The organism is Methylocaldum sp. GT1BB (genome assembly GCF_051027545.1).
Taxonomy (GTDB): Bacteria; Pseudomonadota; Gammaproteobacteria; order Methylococcales; family Methylococcaceae; genus Methylocaldum.
In genome coordinates this window covers 2,701,054-2,718,207 of sequence record NZ_CP194902.1, presented here as the reverse complement: position 1 = coordinate 2,718,207, position 17,154 = coordinate 2,701,054, and the positions used below count along the sequence as shown (strand labels likewise).

General features: G+C 61.2%; 11 protein-coding genes and 1 pseudogene. 6 read left to right on the top strand and 6 right to left on the bottom strand.

The window, feature by feature from the left end; all coding sequences use genetic code 11:
* Window positions 1-135: 135 nt before the first annotated feature.
* From ACR2TX_RS13560 to ACR2TX_RS13535, 6 genes are all read right to left on the bottom strand, one after another.
* Entirely contained in the window at window positions 136-864 is a 729-nt protein-coding gene (locus ACR2TX_RS13560) for a hypothetical protein (RefSeq protein ID WP_086134660.1), read from the bottom strand.
* Complete coding sequence (locus tag ACR2TX_RS13555) at window positions 864-8,273, bottom strand: RHS repeat-associated core domain-containing protein (protein ID WP_434129818.1); 7,410 nt, start codon at window positions 8,271-8,273, stop codon at window positions 864-866. The genes ACR2TX_RS13560 and ACR2TX_RS13555 overlap by 1 nt, the downstream gene beginning before the upstream one ends.
* A 28-nt stretch (window positions 8,274-8,301) precedes the next feature.
* The gene (locus ACR2TX_RS13550; RefSeq protein ID WP_434129816.1) at window positions 8,302-9,672 is read right to left on the bottom strand and encodes an IPTL-CTERM sorting domain-containing protein; all 1,371 of its coding nucleotides are present in this window, start codon (window positions 9,670-9,672) and stop codon (window positions 8,302-8,304) included.
* A 255-nt stretch (window positions 9,673-9,927) separates the two neighbouring features.
* Window positions 9,928-10,662 (bottom strand): hypothetical protein, encoded by a 735-nt coding sequence (locus tag ACR2TX_RS13545; RefSeq protein ID WP_434129814.1) that lies wholly within the window; start codon window positions 10,660-10,662, stop codon window positions 9,928-9,930.
* A gap of 201 nt (window positions 10,663-10,863) precedes the next feature.
* Complete coding sequence (locus ACR2TX_RS13540; protein WP_156882056.1) at window positions 10,864-11,511, bottom strand: hypothetical protein; 648 nt, start codon at window positions 11,509-11,511, stop codon at window positions 10,864-10,866.
* Entirely contained in the window at window positions 11,499-12,062 is a 564-nt protein-coding gene (locus tag ACR2TX_RS13535; protein WP_086133424.1) for an archaeosortase/exosortase family protein, read from the bottom strand. The genes ACR2TX_RS13540 and ACR2TX_RS13535 overlap by 13 nt, the downstream gene beginning before the upstream one ends.
* 106 nt (window positions 12,063-12,168) lie before the next feature.
* Between ACR2TX_RS13535 and ACR2TX_RS13530 the strand changes: the two genes are divergently transcribed.
* From ACR2TX_RS13530 to ACR2TX_RS13505, 6 genes and pseudogenes are all read left to right on the top strand, one after another.
* On the top strand, window positions 12,169-12,312 hold the full coding sequence (locus tag ACR2TX_RS13530) for a hypothetical protein (protein WP_156882015.1): 144 nt from the start codon (window positions 12,169-12,171) through the stop codon (window positions 12,310-12,312).
* Window positions 12,313-12,412: 100 nt separating this feature from the next.
* Window positions 12,413-13,186 (top strand): hypothetical protein, encoded by a 774-nt coding sequence (locus ACR2TX_RS13525; protein WP_139841015.1) that lies wholly within the window; start codon window positions 12,413-12,415, stop codon window positions 13,184-13,186.
* A gap of 84 nt (window positions 13,187-13,270) precedes the next feature.
* A pseudogene (locus ACR2TX_RS13520) lies at window positions 13,271-13,837 on the top strand (RES family NAD+ phosphorylase); the annotation flags it as partial.
* Window positions 13,838-14,499: 662 nt separating this feature from the next.
* Complete coding sequence (locus ACR2TX_RS13515; protein ID WP_086133420.1) at window positions 14,500-15,708, top strand: ATP-binding protein; 1,209 nt, start codon at window positions 14,500-14,502, stop codon at window positions 15,706-15,708.
* Window positions 15,709-16,041: 333 nt separating this feature from the next.
* Window positions 16,042-16,242 carry a hypothetical protein gene (locus ACR2TX_RS13510; protein WP_086133419.1) on the top strand — a complete coding sequence of 67 codons (201 nt, stop codon included), beginning with the start codon at window positions 16,042-16,044 and terminating at the stop codon, window positions 16,240-16,242.
* A 214-nt stretch (window positions 16,243-16,456) separates the two neighbouring features.
* Complete coding sequence (locus tag ACR2TX_RS13505) at window positions 16,457-17,044, top strand: Fic family protein (protein ID WP_086133418.1); 588 nt, start codon at window positions 16,457-16,459, stop codon at window positions 17,042-17,044.
* Window positions 17,045-17,154: the final 110 nt, after the last annotated feature.

Sequence of the window (17,154 nt, the reverse complement as noted above, 5' to 3'; positions counted from 1 at the left end):
ATCCTACGCAGGCTGGAGGCGCTATTCCATCCGGTCTTGGCTCGCCCGGTGCCGGCGGTTCACGAACGATGCGCCTCCTGTCGTCGGCGGCATCCTACGGGGAGCGCACCTTACCGCGTTAAGAAAGATTTGTATTTACTTCCAGCCCCTCAAGGCCGAATCAAGCTCAAGGTAATTTTTTGCAGTCGCAAGCTGCGGCTTGATTTTTTCGACATCGAACACGCCAGGAAGTAAAGAGCACAACGCTGCAACTTCATGCGTCGATTGCCAGTCCTCGGGCCGCTCATAAAAACGGAAGAGATGCTGGCCACCTTCAAGTTCAATGTGCTCCTGCGCGATATTTTCCACCACCGAGATTGGAACACTGTACTTTTCTGCTAAAGCGTCAGGCAACAGCGTCAACCAGTAAAACCCTGGAATATACTTCTGGAGATCACGCCCCACCCAGCTTTCAACAGTGTTAATTCCCTGCTTGACGATCACCCGATTCCGGTGCTGTCGCTCCTCTGGCGCACAGGCATAACCAAAGATTGGCTGTGCTGCTGCCATATGCAACAAGAACTGCTTTGCAAGATGCGGCTCTACATCCAAGTTGCAGTCGCAATATATGCTCTTAACTCGTTCTGTTCCGATATTTCTATAGGAAAACTCAACGTAATACTCAACATTAGATCCCTTGAGTACAGGTCCCAAGTTTGCTATAGCCATTGAATCAAGGAATTTACCAACATCTAGGAGCGGCTCTCCTGGTTCATCTTCACCACGACTGTGGTGGGTTGGTCTCAGCTCCATTGGTAACGTGCAGAAAGCCTCAACCACGAAACGCAGGTCGGATGTCTGAAAATCGAGTCTCGATTCAATCATTACTGCGGTCCCAAATCAGGGCGACGAATTATTTGATCAAATGCTTTGGTGCAATTGCCGCTAACGCAAGTCTTCTCGCCTGTGATCAAAACCGATTCGCGGCCATCACGCCTCGCCGCATCGGTTTGAATTCGCACTTGCGTAGTTCGGCTAACACGGGCTGCATCTTTGATTTCAATGGAAAGCGTATCGGTCAAAGCATCGGGGATGGCATTACCTTCCGCCGTACCGACCTTTTGCGTGTTCTTCGGTAGGCCAAGTTCGTTCAGAACCCTCGTTTCCGCATCACGTCCTCGGGCCAGTGGCCCTCTTGCCGCCTCGACCACCGGTTCGATTTTACTCCCGGATTTAATGATGGCGCCAACGAGACCCACACTGGCTTTGAGGCCCGGCAGTTCCGTCGTCGCCACCTCGAACCCGATCTGCGGCACACTGCCCGCCTGGATGCCCTGAGTGATGCCCACTGCGGGCGCGGCGGACAGGCCGAGGAGCGGGTTGCCTTGCGCGGCGGCGCCGAAGGCGTCCACGGTCCGACCCAATGTATCCGCAAACTGCCCGCTGCTGAAGTAGTTGCCGGTTTGGGTATCGAGCCACGCCGCCACCCGTCGGGCCAACAACCCATTGGGATCGGTGAAGTTGACCGGATTGTTGCCGACATAGGCATACCGGTTGAGCCCATCCAGGTAACCCACCGGATCGCGTTGGGTGAAGCGGCCAACGCTCGGGTCGTAGTACCGCGCGCGGTAGTAGACGAGCCCACTCGCATCGGGCTCTCTTCCCGTGTAGCCGTAGGTGGGCACGGTACCGCTGCCGGCGAGTTTGAGCCCGAAGGCGTCGAACCGCTGGGTGGCGGTAACGCTGCCGGCCGCGTTGGTCAGGGCCAGGAGCGAGCCGAGGCCGTCCGGGTGGTAGTAATGGGCCGTGGCGCTGGGGCTCCCCACGCTGCCGGTGAGCCGGGCCAAGGGAAGATCGAGGCCGGCCTGAACATAGAGTGCGGTGGGCGCGGTCCAGCCGCCGGCCGGGTATTCGCCGTAGAGGTTTTGCCCATCGTACAGGTAGTTCGTGGCGACGCCGCCTTCGGTCTTTTGAATGCGCCTTCCTTGGTCATCGTAGCGGAAGCTCGCGTTCGTGCTGCCGCTGATCTGGCTGAGGCGATCGAAGCTGTTGAAGGCGTACTGGGTGACCTGACTCCCGGAACAGCTGCTGTCGTTGGGCCGCGTGACCGTGCCGCCGGTGCACTTCTGGGTGAGCTGGCCGACTTCATCGTAGAGGTCCGCTTCGAGCAAGGTCCCGGTGAGGCTGCCGCTTCGGACTTCGGTCAGCTGCTGGGCGGCGTCGTAGCGGTAGACGGTGGTCTGGCTGACCGGGTTGCCGAGCTGTTGTTGCACCCGGTTGCCGAAGACGTCATAGGCGTAGCTCTGTTTCTGGCTGGCGGTGCCGTTGTCGACTTGAGTGAGCCGGTCGAGCGGATCGTATTGGTAGGTAGTGGTCAGGGTCGGAAGGCCCGAGACCGTTTCCTGGAGGGTCTTCCGCCGGCCGAGGCCGTCGTAGGTGTAGGTCGACTGAGCCAGCGTCGTCGCCCCGCTCTTGTGGCTGATGCGCTGCAGGCTGTCGTCGGCGTTCCAGGCGAGGGTCTCGGTGACACCGTTCGGGTAGCGCAGCTCGGTCAACCGGCCGCCGGCGTCGTAGGCGAGGCCGAAGGTGTCGAAGTTGGGCGCCCAGAGGCCGATCAGGCGGCCGACGGGATCATAGAGGGTGTGGGTGGCTCCGCCGTCGCTGTCGGTCAGACTGTCCAAGAGGCCGCCGGGACTCCAGGCGTAGCTCAGGGTCTTGACCCCGCGGCTGTCGGTGACGCTGTCGAGCCGATGCGCGGCGTCATAGGTATAGTCGTAGGCGACTTCCAGCTGGCTCGGCACCGCGCTCCAGGTTTCGGCGCGGATGACCTGCCCCAGGGGATTGCGGGTGTAGACCACCTGGCGCCCGTCTTCCGCCGTCGCCGACAGGAGCTGATGGCCGGTAGCCCAGACGTAGGTCACGGTATGACCGTTGGGCGTCTGCCGGGTGAGGACGTTGCCGTGGAGGTCGTAGGTGTAGCGGGTGGTGTGGCCTTTGGCGTCGGTTTCGGTCAAGCGCCGGCCGAAGTCGTCGACGGTGTAGGTCGCCTGGGTGGTCACCGTGTCCGAGGCGGAGGCGCCGGTCTCCGGGTCGATGCCGCTGCCGCCGTTCGCGGCGGTCCGGCCGGCCTTAATTTCCTTGAGATGCCCCAGAGGATCATAGACCCAGCGGGTGACGGGGCGGATGGTCTGGCCGAAGGTGGCGGAATTGGGATCCGAGTCGGCATACGCCGGACCCGCTTCGCGGACGAGGCGGCCCAGGGCATCGTAGGTCCTTAAGGTATCGCGGGCGGTTTCGCCCGAACCGGCCGCGGGCTGCTCGGTGAATTGGATCACCCGGCCCAGGGCGTCGTAGTCGAACTGGGTGATCCGCCCGGCGGTGAAGCTGCCGACCTTGGGCCGGGTCACCTGTTTCAGGCGGCCGTCCCCGGCCGCGTTCCAGTAACTGTAGGTGGTCGCGTGGCCGTTGGGGTCGGTGACCGTTTTCACCCGCCCGGCGGCATCCAGCGTCCGGCTAACCGCATGCTCGGCCTTGTCGTAGGCGCGCACCCAGCGGCCCACGGGGTCGTAGTCGAAGCTTAAGCTGTAGGCATCGGGGTCGGTCACCTGCGTGAGGTGCCCGGCCGCATCGTACCGGTACAAGGTGGCGTAGCCGCCGGCATCGAGGGTTTGCGCGAGCCGCCCTGAGTCGTCGTAGACCTGGGTGGCCGAATCCCAGAGCCGGGTCTTTCCGGCCTGGGTGAGTTTCAGCTCGGCATCGATGAGCCGGCCGTCGCCGTCGTGGCGGTAAGTTCGAAGCTGCCCGATCGCATCGCTTCCTTGGATGACCCGGCCGTCGGCATCGTAGGCGGCCTGGACCGGGTGCCAGTCGGCATCGATCCCTTGCGTCTGACGCCCCAGGCCGTCGAAGGCCAGGCTCGCGGTATCGGCCGGATCGGAGGCGTTGATCAGGCCGTCGCCGGTCTTGTCGCCCAAGCGGCTGAGCTGGGTCGGATAGAGGGTCTGGGCGTCGTAGCTGGTGGTGAGGGTGGGTCCGACCCCGCCGGCGAAGCTGCCGAGCGTCGCGCCGGTGAAGTCGCGCAGGGCTTTGGTCTGGGTCGGCTGGCCGAAGTTCCCGTCGTACGCGTATTTCGTCCAACTCGCGATGGCGGAGGCCGGGGGCGTGACGCCGGCCGTCGGCACCTGGCCGGTCTTGAGGCGCACCGCGTCGGTGAGATTGCCCTTGGCGTCGTATTTGAGGAGCGTCCAGTTCCCTTGGGCGTCCTTGATCCGCTGCGGCGCGTGATAGGCGGTAAAGTCGGCGTACTCGGTGGCGGCGCCGGAGGGCGGGGTGATCCGGGTGACGTTGCCGACACTGTCGTACTGGTAGTGCGTGGTCAGCCCGGCCGGATCGGTCTCCGAGAAGCGGTTGAAGGGGTTCGCCGCATCGTAAGCGTAGGTGTAGGCCGCGCCGGTTTCGTCGACGATCCGGACCGGGTTGCCGTTGGCATCGAAGGTATGCCGCCGCTCGTAGCCGCGCTCGTTGACCGTCACCGTCTCGCGGCGGAAATCCTGGTAACGGAAGGTGGTGGTTTCCGGCAGCAGGGTGCCGTGCTTGTGGCGCCGATGGCGGAACACCCGCCCGTCCAGGTAATAGGCAAAGCGCATCCCTTCGCCTTCCGGCAGGGTATACGTCTTCAGGGCATGATCGATATTCTGGCCGTCGGCGGCGGTGTAGTAGTCGTAGGTCACGGCACCGTGCTGCCCCGCTACGCCCAAGGGGCTCTGGTAGCTCGTCAGATGGCCGTTGCCGTCGTAGCCGTACCGGTGGGTGGCGAGCACGCTGCCGCCCGCGGCTTTCACCGTCACCTGGCTGATGCGCCCTGAGGTGTAGGTGAACGCCAGCGACCGCCCCGGGCCGTCGCTGACCGAGCACAGAACATTGCCGCAGCCGGTGTTATAGGAAAGGGTCAGGGTATTGAGATTGCGGTCCTTGATCGTCAAGAGCCGCGCCACCTGTCCGGCGGTGGTTCCGGCGTTGCTCTCGAAGCCGTAACGGAGGCCGTTCTTCTCGGTCAGACTCCACGACCCGTCGGCCTCGCGCTTCAGAACCGAATACACCCCCGGCGCGGCCTGGAAGACGCTGCCCGCCGGCACGCTGCTGCCCGGAAGCCGGAAGAACCGCTCCGCCCCGGTGCCGTCCACCCAGCCGACCCTGACATACCCGCCCTCGGCGCCGTAGAAGTTCAGCTTATGGTTGAAGCTGTGGGTCCAGCCGAACCCCAAGGGGCCGTCCTTGGGTCCCCGGCTGTTGTAGGCGCGTTCGAACACCAAGGGCAAGCCGCGGCCCGCCACGGACACATCCCGCTCGGTGTGGTACAGATTGCCGGTGGCGAGGTTGACCGGATCGCCGCCCCAGCTCATGACCGCGTTCCAGCCGTTGGCGAGGGTCGCCGAGTTGATCGGCCAGACGCTCGGGGCCACGCTGGGAATGAACGAATCGCGCGGATAGGAGACCGGCACCGGGCTCGTGTTGACCAGCGAATAGCCCCCGCCGAGGCCGCCGTTGATGATGGCGGCGATATAGCCCTTGGTCTGGTTTTCCGCCATGTACACCGCGCCGTTCCAGGTCTTGGGCTGAGGCTGGCCGTCGGTGTAGGCGAGGGTTTTCTTCGGCACCGTCACCGTGGCGCCGTCGTTGACGAAACCCGTGATGCTGCCCTGATAGAGATTCATGCTGGGGTCCATCAGGCTGGACCAGCTCCCGATATTGGCGGAGGTCAACGTCACCAGCGGGTTCGTACCGCCGGACTCGCCGGCGAATTGCAGCCCCCGTACCGTCGACACCGCATCGGTCCGGATCAGTTCCTGCCAGATGGCGTGCTCGTAAGCCGAGGCGCTGTAACCCCAGAGCTTGAAGGTCGGCCAGATTTCCGCGCGGAGGGTGGCGCTGTCGGTCGCCGTGGTGTCGAGCTTGACCAAATGTGCGAGATTGCCCAGCACGTCGATGTAGGGACCGGAGGGATGGACGGCGAACGGCAGGTCGAACAGGTAGTCGACCTTGAGGCCCGCCGCGGTGAGCCCCAGGTGAATGCCGCTTTCGCCGCTGATGCCGTTAAGTTCGCCCAGGCGCTGCCCCGCGTCGGTGACATAACGGAGGTATTTCAACAGCGCGATATGCAGGAGTTCGCCTTCGGTCGCGTCGTAATTGGCGGCATTGGCGGGCGTCGGCGCGCCGGGCGCGCCCTGGACGGATTGAATCAAGCGTTCCGCGCGCTCGGCGAGGAGGCGGTCCGCTCCCTGATGGGCATACGCCATCAAGGCATGATGCGCGCCGGCCTTCAAATTGACGTAGACGGTCTTGTTGAAGCAATGAAGGTCGGGATCCGGCGTGGCATTATTGGGGTCGTCGTTGCGGCAGGCGGGTTGCTGGAGGGTGGTGTCGCCCAGGGTCACCTTCATGATCAGGCGATGCTCCGTGCCCAGCGGAAGCGTGCCCGACCCCGTGGCCAGGGTGGTGCCGTCGAGTTTCAGGACCGGCTTCAGATTCACCGATCCGGCCGGCAAACCGGCCAGATCGCCGTTCCAGCTATTCCAGATCGTTTGCGAAGCGCTGTCCGCCGGGGTATAGGACAGCGTCACCCGCTGGTGGACGATCGAGGGCAGCGATACCTGCTGGTCCGCCATGAGACTGCCGCCCGTGCCGTCCCGCACCTTGAGCGTGAACTGATAGCGGTGGCTCGCAGGAAGGCTGGCGGTCTCGGGCGACGACGAGCCGGCCCAGTTGACGAATTGCACCACCTCGTACGGCAGGGTGACCGGCAGAATGTCGAAGCTGCGGGGGATCGGTTCGCCCCGGTACGGCACGTCCAGCAGGGTATAGTCCGGATTCAGGCTTTTGACGTAGCTTTCGACCTGCGCCTCGTAGCGTTCGTGGGGCAGCGTGTGGGTGCGGCCGGCCAGATAGCCGGTGGCGCTGTAATCGAAGGCAACCGCCTGCTGAATGCCGGCGATACCGGCCTGATAGGTCTTGTCCTTGAAGCTCGGGTCCAAAGGAATCCAGCGATGGCCGGTCTGGTCGGACGGCGCGCCCCGGTAATTGCCGTAGGGCAGGCAGGCTTCGACCCAGACATGGCGCAGTTGGATGCCGGTGTTGCTGGTCAGGTAGGCGGCTTGCGGATTCAGATTGTTCGAGAGGATGAGCGCCGCGGCCCGGTAGGTCTTGGCGCCGAGCCAGCGGGGCGCGCGGCCGTTGGCGCCCAAATTCGACGCGTCGGTGACCTGGACATTGCCGAGGACATAACGGGCCGGGATGTTCGAGGCGCGCAGCAGGGCAATGAGGAGCGATGCCTGGTCGGTGGCGCCGCCGGCGCCGCTGTACAAGGTGCCGACCGAGCCTTTGAGGGAGCCGAAGTAGGGTTCGAAGCGGATGGTGTTGTAGACGTGCTGGAAGATCCGTACCGGCGAATAGCCGAGCTGCGCGGCGAGATCGCGGATCTCCTGGCTGATGACCACGTCGTCGGTCGCGGCGAGATCCGCGGCGGTATAGCCGCAGGCTGCGGCTTCCGACGGCGTGGCCGGCGCCGCGGCTTCGGCGGGTTTCCCGAGGAGATCCAGGAGGAAGGCGTAAGCCGGTGCGTCGGGGGCCGATGATGAGGCGCTGAGGTAGCGGGGTAGTTTTTGGCTGGGCGCCGCGGGCGTCGACTTGACGTCGGCCCCGAGCCGGGTGGTGGGAAACGGGACCGCGTCGGGCGTGACGTCGGCCGTCGACCCGCGCCGATAAAGGGCGCGCAGTTCCGTTTGGGCGTTGGCCAACGCCTGGCGCCGCGCCGTCGGCTCCCGGCTGGCCGCAAACCCGGCCAGGGCCCGGTCGATCCGATCGAAACGCTGGGCGACCTGTTTCGCATACCGGTCGAACGCCTTGACCTTGCCGGCCAATTTGAGCGTTCGGAGCTGCTCCCGAACCCCGTCGAGCTGGCTTTCCACCTCCTGGCGCAGCCCCGCGAGCTCGGTGCGCTTGGCCTCCAGCAAGTATTGCCTGGATTCCAGGCGGTCCGCCGCGCCGGCTGCGGGCTGGTCCTCCTCGGCCTCGGCCTCGGCGAGCAACTCCGTCGCTTCCTTAAGATGCTGACGCAAGCGTTCCGGGAGCGGATTCCGGGGCTGTTCGTGCACTTTGAGCAGCGCCTTGACCACGGCGTCCGGTAACGCCGCGGGGTCCTGCGGCGCGGGGGCGGCGGCGAGGGAGGACATCGCGACGAGGCTGAGCCACAAACCGGCGAGCGCCGGCTTCGTACGGAGATACGAGACGAATGACATGGACGGTTCCTTTCGGCTGAGCCTTGAATTAGCGGAGATCCCGTGATTTCCGGCGATCCAGATGCGCCATGGTCGCGATGAGCAACAGGCCCATGAGGATCATCCCCCATTCGGGAAGGGTCGGAATGTCGGAATCGGAGACCTCGGCGACCGGCGACACCACCTCGATCCGGCCCGTGGTGTAGACTTGGGTATCGCTCGAGGCGACGCGATAGATGAAGTTGAAGGCGCCGAGGCTGGTCGGCGTGCCGCTGATTTGGCCGGTGGCCGTATTGAGATTGAGACCGTCCGGCAGCTTGCCCGCGGTGAGGGTCCAGGTGTGGGGCGGCGTGCCGCCGCCGGCGGTCAACGAGGCGGCGTAGGGCTGATGGAGGATCGCCTGCAGCAACACGCTGGGTTCATTCACCCCGACCACGCTCTGGCCGTTCCCCTGGGCCAGCCCCCGACCATCCGGCACACTGGGATTGGTGCCGAGCAAGGCCGAGGTTTCCACGCCGTCCGGCAACCCGTCGTTGTCCGTGTCCGCCAAGGTTGTGGCCGGGAGGCCGGCGAGGGTCAGGTTGGTCAACAAGGCATCGTGGCCACCCCAATCGCCATCGGCCTGCTGCTGGCCGAGCAAGTAGGTTTGGGCATTGAGGGCGGCGGCGTCGTTAGTCCCCAATTCCGCCACCAACGCCCGATACGCCAAGGCGGTTTCCAACACCGTGCCGGTGCTGCCTTCGCCGAAACCGCCCCCGGCTTTTTGTTGCGCTTTCAGCCACGCGATCCCGCTGTTGATGTAAGACTGGACCGCATAGACGGTTTTATAGCGATTGAGGGTGATGAGGTTATGGGCGGTGGGGATGATCTTGCTGGGCGGCGTACCGATATCCCCTTTGACATAAGGCCAGCCGCCATCCGTGTTTTGCCGGTTGACGATGAAGCCGATGCCGAACCCCGCATCGGCATACGCGGTTCCGGTCGCCTGGATGGCGTCCATTGCCAGGGACGTGTCGGGAAAACTGCCGCTGAAGTGGTCGTAGGCGCCCCAGCTTTTCGTGGCGTCGTTGCGCCAGGCGATCAGGCGCGAGACCAAGGCCGAGGTATCCCGCCCGGCCCGCGAGAGCGCCATGATCTGCCGGGCCAGGGTGTCGGTGCTGGACGCCGGATGATTCTGGAGCCAGGCGACGCCTTTGGCATAAGCCTCGCCCTGGGTCACGCCGGCGTTGACCAGCGCCTCGACCGCGGCGGCGGTCGCCGCGACCTCGAGCCCCGGCACGCTTTCCCAGCGGCCGTCGCCGTGTTGATGTTGAATCAGCCAGGCCAGCCCCTTGAGGCGGGCCTCGTCGATAGGCGCCGCCTGGCCTGACGCGGCCACGAAGAGGCCCAGCCCGAGAAGACTCATAATCAGACGGTTCACGTTTCTGTCATTCCTTGCAAGCGGTCGATGGGCGCACCATAGAAGCCCAATGTGACCATCGTGTAACAGGATGGTAACGGCCGTGTGACAAGCAAAAATGCGGAAAACATCGGAAGTCAGACGGGACGCGGCTTTCGGACTGTCCGTAATCCAAGGCTTACACGATTTTCCGCCAAAACTTACACGAAACGGGTACTGTGTTTATCCCCGAAAAGCTTTCGTCGTGCCGGGCACCGGGATGGCCGACGGTAACATCTAACGCGTGTCGCCCACCCAGATCAGCCGGCCTGAAGTCCCGATCGACGCCTCGCTTTTCACGAGGCATCCGCGCGTGAACGCCAGGCGATCCAGGACCCAAGGCCACGCTCCTTCGGCGTCCGAGACGAGCGTCCGGCCCAGCACCGACAGACGGCCGCACTCGACCTCACGCATGAGCTCATCGGAGGACACGCCCAGAAGACAGGCTGCATCAGAGAGGCGAAGACTCTCGCCATGCAAGCGTTTCCGGCGCATGTCCAAAGCCCATAGTTCATCGGCGGTCAGCCAGTCGGCAAAAGGCGCCAGGCGCATGCGCCATGGGCCTTCTCGGCGCGCGATCAGGTTGACCACGGCCGTGGTGCAGGCCGCGCGGGTCAGCCACAGCGCCAGTTCACAGGCTTCGCGAGAGCCGAGGGTATCGAGCTCCGCGTTCCGCCAGCTAGGCTCATGCCGGCGGCCGGCTTTGTAGAGGCGTGCCCTGATCTTCTCCGCCCACGACGCCAAGCGGACCCGAAGGGCCTCGCCTTCGGCGCCGCTCAAGAGCCAGGGCTCAACGCCGGGCGGGCATTCGAAGGTCAACCGGGTCGCCTGTGGATTGACCACGAGGTAATGGGCGACGGCCTCGGGCCCCTTAAGGGCCTCGATCGTGCGCACGCCGGCGCGAAACTCGAGCAGGCGTGCGCGGGCCGTTTCCAGGCGCGCTAACAAGATCGGATACGAATGAATCGGCACGGGGCGTTGTTGTATTGGAAGCGGTCGATGCGCGCACCGTAGAGGCCCTCCGTGACACTGGTATAACAGGACGGTAACCGATTAATGACAGGGTAACCGCGGACAAACACCGAAACTCGGTCCGGAAGCGGCTTTTAAATCGCCGGCCATCCACGGCTTACAGAAAAATCAGTCAAAGCCGACACGGAACGGGGGTGTTCCTTATCCACGATCGGCGCCACGGTCTGATCGACACGGGACTGCCCGCGGGACCGTAGCGCCGGAAGCGTATCTGATATCCATCCAACGGCCGAAGGCGATACTCGCCCACGCCGCGGCCAGGGCCAACGCGAGACGCCCGCCGCCGTTCATGGTGTGCATCCAGCGGACGCTCAAGGAATGGTTCAGTTGATCCGGCGCCAGATTGGCGAGCACCAGATCCTCGACACTGCCCACCAGGACCAGCGGCACATCGAGCCCTTCGACCGCCAGCAGCAGCGGCACCGAAATCCCCAGCCGGATCAGGCCGGCCCGGCGCCATGGGCCCGGCCAGGACAGCACGATCGGGTAGAGCACGAGCGGATGCTGGAGCGCATGCCCCTTCAGGGTGGACGCCGTGATCTCGCCGCCGGGCGGCAGCCGTTGACCGCCGACCGGCAAGGGTTCGACGAGCCGGACGGTGACCTGGATGACGGGTTCCTGGTTGAGCCGATCGAGGTTGAGATTTGTGATGCGCCACTCGGGGAGCAGCCGCTCGATCACCGCGGCGTACCCGGGGAACATGGATCGAACGTAAGAGTCGCCCCCCCAAAGAACGCCTGTCACGACCACCACATAGGCGGCGATCAAGCGCAGGATCAGGGACCGCATCCGGCCTTCCCGGTGGTCGCCTCGGGCGTCGACCGGACCTGCTTGGCCCAGACCAGAAAGAACAGGCTGGCCGCCAGGATGATCAGGGTCGGCGCGAGAACGCCATGGAGCAGTTGAAAACTGTCCCGGTCGTGGCGCAGGGCGTAATAGAGTCCGACGATGCGGGTCTGGTTGAGCGTGTAGATCAGCAGGCTTCCCCCTAACAGCCCCTGGAGTTTGTGTCGGAGGCGGGCTGGAAAAACGAGGAAGGCGGCGACGAGGAGCAGCAGGGTTTCGGTGCCTTCGCAGCCGTTCAGGACGTTCAGCCGGGCCCAGGGCGAGACCAAGCGGTGCCCCTCCGCGATCACCCGTTCGCCGGGGGTCAGCCAATCGATCAGGGCGGCGCTCGGCCGCACCGTGAGCGTATCGATGAGAAGCCGCTCCAGCGCGCCGCCGCGAGCGTCCTGGTACAGCCACTGCAGGCTGCCGTAAAGCAGCAAAAACCGCATCGGCAGGCTGAGATATCGGGGCCAGCCGCCGCGGAATGGGCGAATCGGTAGGGCGCGAATCATCGGGAGCGGACCGGTTGAGTCGAAATAGCGATACTGCCGGTTGGTGAGGGTTATGCGATGTTGCGAGCGGAGGGTAAGGCTTCCCCGTTACAACTTGATGACGGTTATGTTGCTGAACCTAAGACTGGGCGGCAGTCGAATTCTGAAGAAAAGCCGCCTGTCGATGGATCTGATCGACAATCATCAAGGGAAGACACTTTTTGGCGCATGTCGGGTCAAATTCCTGCCGGGCATCATCAATACGGCTTAACACGATCGCTTCGCCAAGCTCGATGAATGGGCCTACCGGAACTAGACGCCCGGTGAGAATGGTCTAAAATAGTTTAACGATCATTTGGATCATCAAAGCCATGACCTCCCATTGCAAAGACAGCCCCTCGAAAAAGAGACCCCCGCGCGAGCGACCGGTGCTCTCGAGCGTGGTGGCCGTCGGTATCAAGCCGCGCACCAAACCCTCACTGGCGGCGCGCGGCCAGTGGGTTGTTCGAGATCACAGCGGCCGGTTTTCGAAAGCCCAGAAGCCTTCTGCATCCGAACCGCCAAGTCAATCACCCCTTTTCCCGCTCACCCTGTTTTTCGATAACGAGGCTGCCCGTGACGCCCTCTATCAGCGCCTGACGGATGAGGCGCCGGAGGCGGCTGAGCAAAAGCGCTGGGACACTATCGATGCAACGCTCCGGTTTCTGGAAGACAAGCCGGAACTCTACACACAGGAGAGTTTGGCGCACCACGTTATCCGAAACGCTCGGCTGCGCGCCGAATTCGCGCGTGATCCCGGCTTGTTGAACAGCGAAGACGTGGCCGATCTGAATGCCTCGGAAGCCAAAAACCGAGCGGCTTGCGCCAATCGACTGAAAGCCAAAGGGCTTGTGTTTGCCGTCGACTTCCGCGGCGAACAGTGGTATCCGGCCTTTCAGTTCGATCCGGAAACGGGACATCCCAAGCCGATCATGAAAGAGATCCTGGCGCACGCCAAGGGACGACTCGAAGGCTGGAGCCTGGCCTTCTGGTTCGTGACGCCGAACAGCTTTTTGGATGAGCGCACCCCCATGTCGCTCATGGATGACCATCCCGAAGCGGTGATTGCGGCGCTCGACCACGAACTCTCCGAATTTCCGGGTTAATGCGGTTCCCGGAACCGCCGCCGCCCGAACACCTCGATCCGCTGATCGCGACCTGGCCGGCCGACCGGCCTTTTTTTCAGAGTTCACCCGCGCCGATATGCGCCGGATCAATTCAATGCGAGTGGTGCGGGGCAGGCTCGATTTTCTCCACTGGTGGTCGATGGCCGCATCGTGCCCACGCTTTATGGGGCGGATAGCCTGGAAGGCGCCCTGTCGGAATCCGTGTTCCGCTTCGTGCCCGCCGGTGATCAGGAGCTTCGGGCGCGCCGGGTCTTTACCGCCAGCCTGACGGATCTCATGGTCTCTCAGGTGGCCGTTCGCCGAGACCTCACACTGATGGACCTTCGGGGATTTGGATTGGGCGGAGCGCGGATTCCGATTACTCGCGTGGCGCTGATCGAATCCAATGCCACCCATTATCCGGACACTCGGCGCTGGAGCGAAACCTTTTATCGTCACCCGAGGACGGTCGATGGCCTGATCTGGGTGTCTCGCCAATACGACCAAGCCCAGTGCTTCGTCGTCTTCGGCGACCGCGTGGGCGCCGAGCTTTATTCGACGGCCCCCTCACAAGCCCTGCTCGAGGGCAAGATGTTCATCGAGTTGCTTAGAATCGCTCAACTCGCCAAGATCGATCTGATCTTGCCATGAGCCGCAACTGGCGCCTCCTTGACCGGGGCCAAGGGTTAGGGACTCTTCCTTATTACTATTACTATTACTATTACTATTCGACATCCATCTCGATCTAATACAGCCCTTCGAGAAGGCAGATTCCCCATCCCCCAACACCGTTGTTCTGCCTTCTCTTTTTTGACGCCAAACAGTCGGCGTCGAACCGACTTCCCAATGGGGTCGGCACCCTTCAATCCGGAATGAGATTCCACGCCTGTAAGGCATAGTACAGATGTGGGGATCGAATCGATCCAGCTCTTTAGCTTCGGCCAGATGCTCTGCAGAGGCTGGTAAAAGCCGCAGACCACCGGCACATCGAATCGGGGAGGACCCTCGTAGACAAGCGAAAGGCTCTGGCCGGTCAGCATATTGGTGGCCTTGAACCGGGCCACGCCCTTATCCCCGATCGGCCCCATATTTCGATCTCAAGATTCCGTCCTGTACGACCGTAGCACCCGACGTGTATCTGACATCAGCGCAGCGACCGAAGAACACGCTTGCTAAAGCCGTCGGCAAGGCCAATGCGAGAAGCCCGCCGCCGCGCGGTTCCTGGTGAAGGAATGGATTCTATAGGATTTTATTCGTATTTATACGATGCCAGGCGTATAATTATGAATAATTTCCTATAAATGAGAGGCGCCATGGACAGAATTCGGAATCCATTTTCTCCTGGAGCGGGTTCTCCACCGCCGGAACTGGCAGGTCGCGACAGTATCCTGGAGCAGGCTCAGGTCCTTTTCGGCCGAGTGCTCGCGAAGCGCCCCGAGAAAAGTCTTCTGATAACCGGGCTGCGCGGTGTGGGAAAAACGGTACTCCTCAACGAAATGGAACGGATGGCCCAAGGCGAGGGATATCGAACTATCCTAATCGAGGCTCATGAAAATAAATCTCTGGCATTGCTTCTAGCCCCTCATCTGCGTCGTCTGCTTTTTGATCTGGACCGGATCGCCGGGAATGGTAACAAGGTTCGTCGAGGGATAGGAGTGCTCAAAAGCTTTATCAGTGGAATCAAGATTACGGTGGGAGACGTCGAAATCGGACTGGATATCGAGCCGGAACAAGGTGCTGCCGACAGCGGTGATTTGGAAGTCGATCTCTCAAATCTCTTTACGGCGGTTGCCGAGGCAGCGGATGACCGCCGCACAGCTATATCGATTCTGATTGACGAAATTCAATATTTCAACTCGCAAGAGCTGAGCGCCTTGATTATGGCTATGCACAAAATGCAGCAGCGTAAGCTTCCTCTGGTACTGGTCGGGGCTGGACTGCCAATTCTTCCGGGATTGGCCGGTGAATCCAAATCCTACGCCGAGCGGTTGTTCAATTTCCCTGATGTCGGGCCCCTTGCAGAATCAGATGCTGCCAAGGCGATTCGTGACCCAATTATAAATGCAGGAGAATCCATTGATTCGGATGCACTGCATGAAATTTTTCGGCTGACAAAAGGCTATCCATACTTTCTTCAAGAATGGGGTTATCAGTCATGGAATCATGCGCAGGTGTCACCGATTAACCTTCAAGATGTACGTGAGACAACGGATCTGGTTACTAAACGCCTTGATGCAAATTTCTTTCGGGTACGCTTTGATCGCCTTACCCCCCGGGAAAAGCAGTATCTCCGCGCCATGGCTGAGCTTGGCCCCGGCCCCTATCGAACGGCGGATATCGCCGATTTACTGGAGGTAAAAATTACCACCCTCGGTCCGGTGCGGGCCAGCCTTATCAAAAAAGGGATGGTCTATAGCCCTTCCCATGGCGACATGACTTTTACCGTACCACTTTTCGATGAATTTATGCTCCGCGTCATGCCTGAATTCGATCGACCGAATAAGCACAGGAGGCAAACATAAGTCCCGGATAAAAAATGTTCAATCGCTCAACTCGCCAAGATCGACCTGATCTTGCCATGACGCACTGACGTCACTCCCCTACTCCGCTTCCCGGATCTCCTCCGGCCCCTCATACTGAAGCGAAATGCTCTGGCCGGGTCGGATCAATTCCTAACGTCTACAAATCAGCCTTCCGTCGCCTCCCAAGACATAAGCCATCCGCTATTGTTTTCATAGCGAAGCCTTATGAATGACTACGAGCCGATTTGTTTCCTGAATTTATACAAATTTTCGTTACACAAATAGCTGAGTTCAGCTATGATTATTTCCGTAGATCAAACTATGGAGACTAATATGCACATTTTATTGCTTCTTGCGATCATCCCATTCTTGGTGCTGATCGCGACTCTTGGCTTTTTCGTGTTAATGGTGATCGCGTCTGCGGTCGTTGAATTTCCGCTGGTTCTGCTGGTGGCCGTAGGTCTTGGCGTGGTAATTCGCCGAGCGCTTCCGAACCTAAGCAAAAAGCGGGATACCCTATGCGAGTCGATGTAATCTGTCGATTCCAATCGACCTCATGAAAATCCCAGCCTCGGTGCTGGGATTTTTTTTGCGGATCTAAAAATACTTTCCAGACCAACCAACTACTGATCGCTTATCCGAAACACCTTCGGATAGCTATTATTTGATAGGGTTCGCGCGTCACCCAACCTGGTTCGCCGGCCCGTCACTGAATTGATGGGTCTTCAAGGGCGTCGCTGCGCATGTCATCCGCAGTAGCTTCAAACTGGAAAACGATACTCCCGATTCATCAAAAGAAGAGCGATTCATCAAGCTTCTTCAGCGCGCCGGCGAACAGAAGTTTATTTCAGAAGACTGGTTGGTTGAGTTACAAAACGCCGTGGTTCGGGATGTCTACGCTCAAGAAGCCCGTTATCGAACCAAGCAGAACTGGTTGGAAGACGCTTCTGGAAGAATCACCTATTTCCCGCCGCCGGTGGACGATCTGCGTGTACTGATGAAGGGCTGGGAGGCGTTCGTCAACGACCAGCAAAAACAGATCGATCCTTTAGTGAAAACAGTCTGCGCCGCGTTTGGCTTTGTTTATCTTCATCCGTTTTTCGATGGTAACGGACGCTTGCATCGGTTTGTCATTCATCAGTTGTTGGCGCGATCAGGATTGATCCCTCAGGATATTGTGATTCCGATCTCGGCGGTCATTATGAAGAAAATACCGGATTATCTGGCGGTATTGACTGGCTTCTCCAAGCCGACATCAGCGCTTTGGAAGTATGTTCGAACAAAGGCTGATCCTTACATCAAGGCATCGCCAGGCATCAATCCGTACCGGTATTAGGATGCCAGCCAGGAAGTAGCTTTTCTCCATGGCATCATCAAGAGCGCTGTCGAGGAGGAAATACCACAAGAGATTCGCTTTTTGCGAGGCTATGATGATGCATTTCACCG